The organism is Lysobacter panacisoli (genome assembly GCF_009765165.1).
Classification (GTDB): Bacteria; Pseudomonadota; Gammaproteobacteria; order Xanthomonadales; family Xanthomonadaceae; genus Lysobacter_J; species Lysobacter_J panacisoli.
This window is the reverse complement of the sequence record NZ_VLNU01000001.1, coordinates 2,330,795-2,342,289: the sequence shown is the minus strand read 5'-3', so window position 1 is coordinate 2,342,289 and position 11,495 is coordinate 2,330,795. Positions and strand designations below refer to the sequence as shown.

Annotated in this window: 10 protein-coding genes; 4 read left to right on the top strand and 6 right to left on the bottom strand. The window is 67.0% G+C overall.

Going from position 1 to position 11,495, the window contains the following annotated elements:
• Position 1 precedes the first annotated feature (1 nt).
• Together mgtE and FOF45_RS10945 are read left to right on the top strand one after the other, a co-directional pair.
• The gene (mgtE, locus tag FOF45_RS10950; RefSeq protein ID WP_158984782.1) at positions 2–1,363 is read left to right on the top strand and encodes a magnesium transporter; all 1,362 of its coding nucleotides are present in this window, start codon (positions 2–4) and stop codon (positions 1,361–1,363) included.
• 104 nt (positions 1,364–1,467) lie between these two features.
• A complete protein-coding gene (locus tag FOF45_RS10945) occupies positions 1,468–2,280 on the top strand; it encodes a carboxylesterase family protein (protein ID WP_158984780.1) in 813 nt (270 codons plus the stop codon).
• A 162-nt stretch (positions 2,281–2,442) separates the two neighbouring features.
• Here the strand turns inward: FOF45_RS10945 and FOF45_RS10940 are convergent, their stop codons facing one another.
• The 3 genes from FOF45_RS10940 to FOF45_RS10930 are packed head-to-tail and all read right to left on the bottom strand — an operon-like array spanning position 2,443 to position 4,456.
• Entirely contained in the window at positions 2,443–3,372 is a 930-nt protein-coding gene (locus FOF45_RS10940) for an aspartate carbamoyltransferase catalytic subunit (protein WP_158984778.1), read from the bottom strand.
• The gene (ruvX, locus tag FOF45_RS10935; protein ID WP_158984776.1) at positions 3,369–3,890 is read right to left on the bottom strand and encodes a Holliday junction resolvase RuvX; all 522 of its coding nucleotides are present in this window, start codon (positions 3,888–3,890) and stop codon (positions 3,369–3,371) included. Before ruvX ends, FOF45_RS10940 begins: the two co-directional genes overlap by 4 nt.
• A complete protein-coding gene (locus tag FOF45_RS10930) occupies positions 3,890–4,456 on the bottom strand; it encodes a YqgE/AlgH family protein (RefSeq protein ID WP_158984774.1) in 567 nt (188 codons plus the stop codon). Before FOF45_RS10930 ends, ruvX begins: the two co-directional genes overlap by 1 nt.
• Before the next feature lie 84 nt (positions 4,457–4,540).
• Between FOF45_RS10930 and FOF45_RS10925 the strand changes: the two genes are divergently transcribed.
• Both FOF45_RS10925 and FOF45_RS10920 read left to right on the top strand, forming a co-directional pair.
• Positions 4,541–6,247 carry a dipeptidyl-peptidase 3 family protein gene (locus FOF45_RS10925; protein ID WP_158984772.1) on the top strand — a complete coding sequence of 569 codons (1,707 nt, stop codon included), beginning with the start codon at positions 4,541–4,543 and terminating at the stop codon, positions 6,245–6,247.
• Positions 6,248–6,251: 4 nt separating this feature from the next.
• Complete coding sequence (locus tag FOF45_RS10920) at positions 6,252–6,806, top strand: DNA-3-methyladenine glycosylase I (protein WP_158984770.1); 555 nt, start codon at positions 6,252–6,254, stop codon at positions 6,804–6,806.
• A 12-nt stretch (positions 6,807–6,818) separates the two neighbouring features.
• Here the strand turns inward: FOF45_RS10920 and FOF45_RS10915 are convergent, their stop codons facing one another.
• The 3 genes from FOF45_RS10915 to adiC form a co-directional block, all read right to left on the bottom strand.
• Positions 6,819–7,769 carry a cation diffusion facilitator family transporter gene (locus FOF45_RS10915; protein ID WP_233264128.1) on the bottom strand — a complete coding sequence of 317 codons (951 nt, stop codon included), beginning with the start codon at positions 7,767–7,769 and terminating at the stop codon, positions 6,819–6,821.
• 9 nt (positions 7,770–7,778) lie between these two features.
• Positions 7,779–10,067 carry an Orn/Lys/Arg family decarboxylase gene (locus tag FOF45_RS10910; protein WP_158984768.1) on the bottom strand — a complete coding sequence of 763 codons (2,289 nt, stop codon included), beginning with the start codon at positions 10,065–10,067 and terminating at the stop codon, positions 7,779–7,781.
• A 66-nt stretch (positions 10,068–10,133) separates the two neighbouring features.
• Complete coding sequence (gene adiC, locus FOF45_RS10905; RefSeq protein WP_158984766.1) at positions 10,134–11,459, bottom strand: arginine/agmatine antiporter; 1,326 nt, start codon at positions 11,457–11,459, stop codon at positions 10,134–10,136.
• Positions 11,460–11,495 lie beyond the last annotated feature (36 nt).

Below are 11,495 nucleotides of genomic sequence, written 5' to 3'. Positions count from 1 at the left end.
CATGGCCGAAGCCGTCCGCCACGACAAGACCGCGCGCCAACTGCGCCTGCTATCCGACGCGCTCGATAGCGGCCGTCTCGGGCCCGTGCGTCGCCTGGTCAACACGCTCTCGCCCGCCGAGATCGGCAACCTCCTCGAATCGCTGCCGCCGGGCAAGCGCACCATCGTGTGGGGACTGGTCGACGCCGAGGACGATGGCGAGGTGCTGGTGCACGTCGGCGACGAAGTGCGCGAGAGCCTGCTGGCGGAAATGGATCCGGACGAAATCGTCGCCGCGGTCGAGGACCTCGACATCGACGACCTCGCCGACCTCGTCGAGGACCTGCCCGACACCGTCATCGACGAAGTGCTCAAGTCGATGGACCGCGAGAACCGCGAGCGGCTCGAGCAGGTGCTGTCGTACCCGGAAGACACCGCCGGGCGACTGATGAACCCCGACGTGGTGACGGTGCGCACCGACACCACCATCGACGTGGTCCTGCGCTACCTGCGCCTGCGCGGCGAACTGCCCGAGCACACCGACCACCTGTACGTGGTCAGCCGCCGCCACCAGTATCTGGGCCGCATCGCGCTGGCCGCGCTGCTCACCCACGAACCCGGCACGCCGATCAACAAGCTGATCGACGACGAGCAGCCGGCGATCGACGTGGAGGAATCGGCCAACGAAGTCGCGCGCAAGTTCTCCGACCACGACTGGCTCAGTGCACCGGTGGTGGACGAGAACAACATCCTGCTCGGCCGCATCACCATCGACGACGTGGTCGACATCATCCGCAGCCAGGCCGAACACCAGGCCCTGAGCGCGGCCGGCCTGGACGAGGACGAAGACCTGTTCAGCCCGGTCTGGCGCGCGATGCGCCGCCGCCTGATCTGGCTGTCGATCAACCTCGGCACCGCGTTCCTCGCGGCGAGCGTGGTCGGCGAGTTCGAGGGCACCATCGACAAGCTGGTCGCCCTGGCGGTGCTGATGCCGATCGTCGCCGGCATGGGCGGCAACGCCGGCACGCAGGTACTGGCGCTGATGGTGCGCGGCCTCGCGCTCGGCCAGGTCGGTGCGGCCAACGTGCGCACGCTGCTGTGGAAAGAAGCGCGCGTCGCCCTGCTCAACGGCGTCGTGCTGGGCAGCCTGCTGGCGCTGATCGTACTGATCTGGTTCCACAACGTCGGCCTGTCGCTGGTGATCGGCATCGCGCTCACCGCGAACCTGCTGTTCGCCGCCGTGGCGGGCGTGCTGGTACCGGTGGCGATCAAGCGCGCCGGCTACGATCCGGCGCTGGCATCGGGCATCTTCCTGACCACCGTGACCGACGTGATGGGCTTTTTCACCTTCCTCGGGCTGGCGACGCTCGTCCTCGTGCACTGACCGGCGCGCCGCGGCGCGCGACGATTCGGAATTGCGACGCAGCGCATTGCGGCCCGCGCGACGAACGCCAATCATGCGGGCCGCACTCCCGGAAAGTACGTCGCATGCCGTCCACCCGATTCTCCCCGTCCCACGCGCTGCGCCTGGCGGCGCTGGCGCTCACGCTCCTGCTCGGCGCCTGCGCGACCACACCGCGCGCGCCGGTGCCCGGCAGCTTCGTGCCGCGCGAAGTCATCGTCGATGGCGCCATCCACCGCTACCAGGTGTTCGTGCCCTCGCCCGACATCCGCCAGCGCCGACCGGCCGTCGTGCTGTTCCTGCACGGTTCGGGCGAACGCGGCAACGACAACCGGCGCCAGACCGAAGTCGGACTGGGCCCGTACCTGCGCGCTCATGCGCTGGATTTCCCCGCGATCGCGGTATTCCCGCAGGCGGCGGAGGGCACGTCGTGGACCGGTGCGCAGGCGCGCGCGGCGATGGCCGCACTGGACGATGCGGTCGACAAATTCGGCGGCGATGACGACCGCATCCTGCTCACCGGCCTTTCGCGCGGCGGCTATGGCGTGTACGAGCTTGCGCTGATGGAGCCGCGCCGTTTCGCCGCGCTCGCGCCGGTGTGCGGCGGCATCACCCAGTCGCCCGCGCTGAAGGAACACCTGCAGGTCGAAAGCGTGGCGATGGCACCGGATCCGTTCGCTGCCGCCGCGCAGCGCCTGGAGCGACTGCCGGTGTGGGCCTTCCACGGCGGCAAGGACGATGTGATCACACCCGACCAGTCGCGCCACATGGTCGAAGCCCTGCGCCGCGTCGGCGGCAACGTGCGCTACACGGAGTTCGCCGAGGCCGGGCACAACGCGTGGGACAGCGCGTATGCGACGCCGGAACTCTGGGTGTGGGCGTTTTTGCAGAAGCGCTGAGGTTGAGCGCGCGCTTCGCGCGCTACCCCTCTTCCGCCCTTCGGGCACCTTCTCCCACAAGGGGAGAAGGGAAAAACCATTAGGACTTGATTCCCCTCTCCCCTTGCGGGAGAGGGACAGGCTCGCGAAGCGAGCCAGGGAGAGGGGTAAGACGAAAGCGCGTCAGCCCCTGAGCAACGCCTCAAGCACCGCCATCCGCACCGCCACGCCATTGCTGACCTGACGCAGGATCAGCGACTGCGGCCCATCGGCCACCTCGTCGGTGATTTCCACGCCGCGGTTGATCGGTCCCGGATGCATCACCACCGCACCCGGCGCGGCGCGCTTCACGCGCGCGGCGGTCAGGCCGAAGTCGCGGTGGTAATCGTCGAGCGAGGCGATCAGCCCTTCCTCCATGCGCTCGCGCTGCAGGCGCAGCATCATCAGTGCATCGGCACCTTCCAGCGCGGCGTCGAGGTCGTGCGACACCGTGCAGCCTTCCAGCGTGCTCGCGTCGGGCAACAGCGAGGCCGGACCGCACACGCGGATCTCGCCCGTGCCAAGCGTACGCAATGCCTGCAGGTCGGAGCGCGCGACGCGCGAATGCTTCACGTCGCCGACGATCAGCACCTTCAGCTTCGAGAAATCGTTGCCCTTCGCCTGGCGCAGCGTGAGCATGTCGAGCAGGCCCTGGGTCGGATGCGAACTGCGGCCGTCGCCGGCATTCACCAGCACCGTGCCGTCTTCGACGTGCTGCGACAGCGCGGCCACCGCGCCGTCCTCGTGATGGCGCACGACGAAGCCGCGCACGCCCATCGCTTCCAGGTTCTTCACCGTGTCCAGCGCGGTCTCGCCCTTGCGCGTGGACGAGGTCGACGCGTCGAAGTTGAGCGTGTCCGCGCCCAGCCGTTGTGCGGCGAGGGTGAAGCTCATGCGCGTGCGCGTGGACGGTTCGAAGAACAGCGTGCACACCGCGATGCCGTCGAGCGCGCGACGGTCGTAGTGTCCTTCAGCGAACGCCTGCGCGCGGACGAGCAGCGCGTTGAGCGCATCGCGGGACAGGCCATCGAGCGTGAGCAGGTGGCGCGGGAGGTGCGTATGCGGCGAGTTCATGCAGTCGGGGATCCGCTCGGCCGCGTCGGCCGTTCGATTTCTGAAATGTCGGGTGCGTCGTCCGGTGACGCGAGCCAGCGTTCGATGATCACCGCCGCGGCCACCGCGTCCAGCGCCTCGGCGTCGCGCCGGCGCTTGCGCCCTTCGGCACGATCGGACGCGAAACGCTGCGCGGCCTCGATCGAACTCATGCGCTCGTCGACCATCACCACCGGCAGGCCGTAACGCAGCTTGAGTTCGCGCGCGAACGCATGCGCGCGCAGTCGGATCGGCTGGTCGCCACCGTCGAGGGCCATCGGGTCGCCGACGATCAGGCCGTCGGGCCGCCATTCATTGCGCAGTCGATCTATCGAAGCCCAGTCGGGACCGTGGCCGTGCACGTCGATCACCGCGAGCGCGCGCGCGCCGTGGCCGAACGCGCTGCCGACCGCTACGCCTATCCGGCGCGCACCGACGTCGAAGCCCAGCACCGTGCCGTCGCGGCGGATGCGGGCAGGCTTGTCCGCCGCCGACTCCATCACGCGTGCCCGGCGTAATCGGCCAAGTGTGCGAAATCGACGCCGATCCGGCCGGCCGCGGCCTGCCAGCGTGCGTCGAGCGGCAATTCGAACAGCAGTTCGGCATCGGCCGGCGCAGTCAGCCAGTCGTTCTCGGTCAGCTCGTGTTCGAGCTGGCCGGAACCCCAGCCCGCGCAGCCCAGCGCGACGATGGCGTTGTCGGGGCCTTCGCCGCGCGCCATCGCTTCGAGGATGTCGCGCGAGGTGGTCAGGAACAGTCGTTCGGTGATGGCCAGCGTCGAATCCCACTGCATGCCGCCGTCGTGCAGCACGAAGCCGCGCTCCGGATGCACGGGACCGCCGGCCAGCACCGGCTGCGCAAGCAGCGTTTCGTCGCCGCCTTCCAGGCCCATCTGGCCGAACACCTCGCCCAGCGTGTACTCCGACGCGCGATTGACCACGATGCCCATCGCACCGTCGGAATCGTGCTGGCAGATCAACGCCACGCTGCGCGCGAAGTTGGAATCCGACAGCGCGGGCAGCGCGATCAACAGCTGGTTGGCAAGTGGCGTGGGCGTGAGGGACATGGGGGCATTCTAGCCCGGCCGGCGTGATGCGTGCCGCATCCTCGCGGGCGTACGATGGCGGCTTTCCCCAGCCATGACGCCGCCATGTCGATGATCATTCCGCGCCCGCTCGGCCTGGCCTGCCTGGCCGCCCTCGCCCTCGCCGCCTGCCAGCGCCCCGCGCCGCAGGAAACCGCCGCACCGACCACGGATGCCGCGCCTGCGACCTCCGCCGCGACCGGCTACGCCGCCGCGCACGCGGGCGATTACGCGGTGGTGCCGCTCAAGGCCGATCTCTCGCGCTTCGACGAGAACGGCAAGCGCATGATCGCGCGACTGGTGGAAGCCAGCATGGTGACCAACGACCTGTTCTGGAAACAGTCCTGGGACGGCGATCGCGCCGCACTGCTCGCCCGCGCGCCTGACGCGGCCACGCGTGAGCTGGCGCAGATCAATTTCGGCCCGTGGGATCGCCTCAACGAGGACACGCCATTCATCGACGGCATCGGTCCGCGTCCGCCGGGCGGTCCGTTCTATCCGGCCGACATGACGAAGGAGGAGTTCGAGGCCGCGTCGCTGCCGGACAAGACCTCCAACTACACGGTGCTGCGACGCGTGGACGGCAAGCTCGCGACGGTGCCCTATCACGTCGCGTACAAGCCCGAACTCGAACGCACCGCCGCGCTGCTGCGCGAAGCCGCTACGCTGAGCGGCGACAAATCGTTCGCGTCCTACCTGACGATGCGCGCCGACGCGCTGCTGAACGACGACTTCCGTCCGAGCGACATGGCGTGGATGGACATGAAGACCAATCCGGTCGACATCGTCATCGGTCCGATCGAAACCTACGAGGACCAGTTGTTCGGTTACAAGGCCGCGTACGAGGGGCTGGTGCTGATCAAGGACATCGAATGGAGCCGCAAGCTCGCGCGCTTCGCCAGCTTCCTTCCGGCGCTGCAGAAGGGCCTGCCGGTCGATGCGAAGTACAAGGCCGAGACGCCCGGTGGCGATGCCGACCTCAACGCGTACCAGGTCGTCTATTACGGCGGCAACGCCAATGTCGGCGGCAAGACCATCGCCATCAACCTGCCCAACGACGAGGAAGTCCAGCTGAAGAAGGGCACGCGCCGCCTGCAGCTGGAGAACGTGATGAAGGCGAAGTTCGACGCCATCCTCGTGCCGATCGCGAACCAGCTGATCGCGAAGGACCAGCTCAAGCACGTCACCTTCGATGCGTTCTTCGAGGACGTGATGTTCCATGAAGTCGCGCACGGCCTGGGCATCAAGAAGACGCTCGATGGCAAGGGCACGGTCGACGAAGCGCTGAAGGAGTACGCGTCCAGTTTCGAGGAGGGCAAGGCCGACATCCTCGGCCTGTACATGATCGACGCGTTGAGCCGGCAGGGCGAGCTGGAGGAAAGCAAGCTGATGGACGGCTATGTCACGTTCCTCGCCGGCATCCTGCGCTCGGTGCGCTTCGGCGCGAGCGACGCGCACGGAAAGGCCAACATGGTGCGCTTCAACTTCTTCGCCGAACGCGGCGCATTCTCGCGCGATGCCGATGGCCGCTATCGCGTGGACTTCGAGAAGATGCGCGAGGCGATGAACGCGCTCAGCGCGAAGCTGCTCACCGTGCAGGGCGACGGCGACTACGCCGAGGCCAAGCGCATGACCGAGACGATGGGCACGATCAAGCCGGAGCTCGCCGCCGACCTGGCGAAGCTGAAGGACGCGAAGATCCCGATCGACATCCGCTTCGAGCAGGGACTGGAGACGCTGGGCCTGCAGTCGTACGCGAGCCCGGTGAAGTAGGCCCGTGTCCGGTTACTGCGACTACGCGCCCGGGCATCCTCTGCACGGTCCGTATCACGACGGCGAGTACGGTTTTCCTTCGCGGGACGAGGCGTCGCTGTTCGAACGCCTCGTGCTGGAAATCAACCAGGCCGGCCTGAGCTGGGAAACCATGCTGCGCAAGCGCGATGGATTCCGCAGCGCCTACCACGGCTTCGACGTCGACAAGGTGGCGAAGTACGGCGAACGCGACCGCGAGCGCCTGCTCAACGACGCGGGGATCATCCGCAACCGGCTCAAGGTCGATGCGGCGATCCACAACGCCAAGGTCATCCAGCAGCTGCGCCGCGAGCATGGAAGTTTCGCGGAATGGCTCGACGCCAACGTGCACGACGAGAGCGGCAAGCGCCGCGACAAGGCGGCGTGGGTCAAGCTGTTCAAGAAGACCTTCCGCTTCACAGGCGGCGAGATCACCAACGAGTTCCTGATGAGCCTGGGCTACCTGCCCGGTGCGCACCGCGAAACGTGCCCGGTGTACAAGCGCATCCTCAAGCTGGGCCCGCCCTGGCGGAAGGCGTGAGGCCGTCGGGACTCACGTCCACGCGCGGTCCGCGGTGAAATCCACCGTGAGCCAGAACTGCGGGCCGTGCGCGCCCATGCGTTCGGCGATCTCCCGACGGATCGCATCGGCATTGGCGATGGAGCCGATCACGTAATCCGGCGGCACGAGGATGTGGATCTCGACGAAGCGCGCGCGCCCCATCTTGGCGACGTGGCTGGTGTAGTCGAGGAAACCGCGCTCTGCGACGACCGCGTCCATCACCGACTGCACCAGACGGTCGAGTTCGTCCGGCGCGACCTGCAACACCTCTCGCATCGCCGACCACGTCGCCAGCAGCGGCACCGGCAGCATCGTCACCGCGATCGCGAGCAGCACGGCCGAGTCCACGTACGGCACCCACGATGCATACGCCGTGCCTTCCAGCGCGACCGCGAACGCGAAGCCGACCAGCAGCGCTAGGCTCAAGAGTCCGCTCACCAGCCAGCTGCGCGCGTCGAGTGCGAGCAGGCCCGATTCGAGCGCGCGCGCATGGCGTCGCATCATCGCGGCCATGACCAGCCCAACGACGCACAGCACCGCGGCCCACGCCGCACCGAATCCATACGACACTTCGTGCCCGCCGGTGAGCAGTCCATCGACCGCATTCACCGCCGCGTAGATGCAGGCAAGCGCGAGGATCGCACCGCCGAAGGCTTCCACCAGCGGTTCAAGGTGCCAGTAGCCGTACTGGAAGCGATGGCTTCCCTCGCGTTGCACCAGTCGCGACACGGCCAGCGACGCAACCGTCAGCACCACGTCCACCAGGCTGTACATGCCTTCGAACACAATGGCCTGCGAGCGCACCAGCAGGCCGCTGGCGATACCGACCGCACCCACGGCGAGCGTGACCGTGATGGACAACTTCAGCAGTCGCTGCTCGCGCGTGGTGTCCATCGTCCCCTGCCTGTGGCCTGCGATGGCGACCGCACGGGCGATCGCCATCGAATGCCGTCATTGTCTCAGCACTTCCACAACATAGCGCGAACCCTGCTCTCCCTGCTCGACAATCAATCCGTGCACGTCCGACTCGAAGCCGGGGAAGCGCTCGTTCTGTGCCTTGGCGATACGCAGCGACACGATGATCGGATCGTCCTGCGATCCGAAACGCTCACCCGGCATGATGGTCGGGATGCCCGGCGGATACGGCACCAGCATGGTCGCGGCGATGCGTCCGCTGATGTCCTCGATGGCGACGCGCTCGACTTCGCCGTGGACCAGATGGTTGTACGCGTCGGCCGGGGTCATCACCGGCTCGGGCAGATCGACGTACATCTCGCGCATCACTTCGGCGACGCGGTATTCGGCATTGAATGCGTGCAGGCCATCGCACAGGTCGCGCAGGCCGGTGGTCGCGTAGACCTTTGGATAGTCCCGGTGCAATTCGGGCAAGGCCTGGCTGAGCGGCGCGTTGCGGTCGTAGAGCTCCTTGAAGCTCATCAGCTCGGTGACCAGCGTGCTCCACTTGCCCTTGGTGATGCCCATCGAGAACAGGATCAGGAACGAATAGAGATTCGTCTTCTCCACCACGATGCCACGCGTCCACAGGAACTTGCTCAGCACCGCGGCCGGGATGCCGCGCTGGCCCATCTCGCCATCCATCGACAGGCCCGGCGTCACGAGCGTGACCTTGATCGGATCGATCAGCACGTAGTCGTCCGCGAGCGCGCCGAAGCCGTGCCACGGGGCGTTCGGACGCAGGTACCAGTCCTGCTGACGCGCCGCCACCGGTGCCGCGGTCTCGCCGCCATCGAGCGAGGCCGCGACGCGATCGGGTTGCCACACGCGGAACCACCAGTCGTCGCGACCGAGGTCCGCCTCGACGTTGAGCATCGCGCGCCGGAACGCGATCGCTTCATCGTGCATCTCCTGCACCAGCGACTGCCCGGCCGGGCCTTCCATCATCTTCGATGCGATGTCGCACGAGGCGATGACGCTGTACAGCGGACTGGTCGAAGTGTGCATCATGAACGCCTCGTTGAAGCGTTCCGCGTCCAGCTTGCGCGTGCGGCTGTCGCGCGCGTGCACCATCGATGCCTGCGAGAACGCCGCCAGCAGCTTGTGCGTGGAGTGCGTGGTGAAGATGATCGCCTCCTGCTCGCGCGGCTTGCCCTTGGCCATTCCGTAGTGGTTCTCGTAGAAGGGATGGAACGCGGCGTAGGCGTACCAGGCTTCATCGAAGTGCAGGAAGTCCACAGCGTTGCCGATGTTGTGCGCGATGGTCTCGGCGTTGTAGCACAGGCCATCGTAGGTCGAGTTCGTCACCACGGCGATGCGCGGCTTCGCGCCGGCCTTGATCGCCTTGCTCGCCAGTGGATGCGCGTCGATCTTCTTGCGCATCGCGTCCGGCGAGAACTGGTCCAGGCTGATCGGCCCGATGATGCCGTGCGCGTTGCGACTGGGCGTGAAGTACACCGGCACGCCGCCGGTCATGATCAGCGAGTGAAGCAGCGACTTGTGGCAGTTGCGATCCACGAACACCACGTCGCCGCGCCCCACCGTGCCGTGCCAGACGATCTTGTTCGCGGTCGATGTGCCGTTGGTGACGAAGAACGTATGGTCGGCGCCGAAGTTCGCGGCGGCTTCCGCTTCGGCTTCCTTGATCGGGCCACTATGGTCGAGAAGCGAGCCGAGCTCCGGCACCGAGATCGACAGATCGCTGCGCAGCGTGTTCTCGCCGTAGAACTGATGGAACGCGCGACCGACCGCCGACTTGGTGAACGCCACGCCGCCGGCATGGCCGGGCGTGTGCCAGGAATAGTTCGACTCCGCCGCGTGCCGGATCAGCGCCTTGAAGAACGGCGGCAGCAGTTCTTCCATGTACTCGTCGGCCGCACGCATCACCTGGCGGGCGATGAAGCTCTTGGTGTCTTCGAACAGGAAGATGTATCCGTGCAGGAACTTCAGCAGCTTGCTCGGCACCTTCTCGATCGTGCGCCGCTCCCCGTACAGGAACACGGGCAAGTTCGCGCGACGCGCCGACTGCTCCTGCAGGAACGCATACAGCCGCTGGAACTGCTGCGGCTCGTTCTCGGTCCCGTCGATGGAGATCAGTACCGCCGACGCCGCGACGTAGGTGCGCGCGCCGGCGCGCGCATCGTCCAGGGTCAGCCCGCACAGGACGCGATGATTGTTGGCGCGCAGCTCGTCGGCCAGCGCGCGGATCAGGATGCCGCCGATACGCGGCGAGTCGTAGTCGGCGTCGATGACGACGAGCGGATAGTCGAGGGCCTTGAAGTACATGGGGGACAGCTCCTTCGGGGCGAAGACGGACCCGGCCGCGCATGCAGCGACGGCCGGGCCATGCATTCATCGGCGGACAGTGTGGGCGCGCACCGTGCGCCGCTGCTCGCTGAAGAACGGATAGAACACGGTGATGAACAGCACGAACAGGAACGCGTACTTCACGATCGCACCGCTCGAGCCGAAGATCGCCCACAGGCAGTAGACGACGGTCACGCTGGTCAAAACCCAGAACGCGCCGGTGTGCGTGGTCGAGTGCGTTTCCTCGACGACGAAGTAGCAGGACACGCAGGAGTAGATGTACGGCAGCACGGTGAGGATCACCGCCGCGGACGTGATCACGTCGAACTGCGCGGATGCGGTTTCGGAACTGGAGGTGATCAGCACCGCCAGCGACATCAGCACCGCGACGATGAGGATGCCCTTCACCGGCACGTCGTTGGCGTTGGCCTGGCTGAAGACCGACGGGAACAGGCGGTCGTCCGACGCGGCCTTCGCGCTCTGCGCGGTCAACAGGATCCAGCCGCCGAGCGAGCCCGCCGCGCCGATGGTCGCGCACAGGCTGACCACGCTGCCGCCCCAGCCACCGACCGCACTCGCCGCCGCCAGCGCGAACGGCGCGTCGGAGGTCTGCAGCTGCGCGTTGGGCACCATGCCCATGATCACCGCCGAGCTGGCGATGTAGCACACCGCCGCCAGCGCGACGCCGGCCAGCGTGGCGCGCGCCACGTTCTTCTCCGGATTCTCGACCACGCCCGCAGTGACCGAGGCCGATTCCACGCCGATGAACGCCCACAGCGTCAGTGCGGCCGCGCTTGAGATCGCGCTGAAGTTGGACTGCCCGGACACGTTGTACGCGCCCTCGAACACCTCCGGCTTGAAGTAGAACCAGCCGAACACCGCGATGCCGATGATCGGCACCAGCGCGAAGCTGGTCGTCCACGTCTGCACCTTGGTCACGAAGTGCGGGCCGATCACATTCGCGAACGTGAGCAGCCAGATCAGTCCGAGCACGGCGATGCAGCGGATCCACGGCTCGCCCAGTGCGGGAATGAAATAGCTGAAGTAGCCCACTGCTGCGATAGGGATGGCGACGTTGCCGATCCAGTTGGCGAACCAGTAGATGGTGTTGGTCTGGAAGCCCATGTACGGACCGAACGAATCGCGTGCGTACGCATACGGTCCGCCCGCCTTCGGCGCGAGCCGGCCGAGCTTGGCGAACACGAATGCGAGCAGCAGCGAGCCCGCCGTCGTGATCAGCCAGCCCCAGATCGACGCGGTGCCGATCTTCGCCAAGCTCGACGGCAACAGGAACACGCCCGAGCCCATCATGTTGCCGGCCACCAGGAACGTGGCGCCGACGACGCCGATCTTCTTGCCCTTGTCCGCCATGACTGCGCTCTCCTCGGGCGTGGGTGCCCGCTTCGT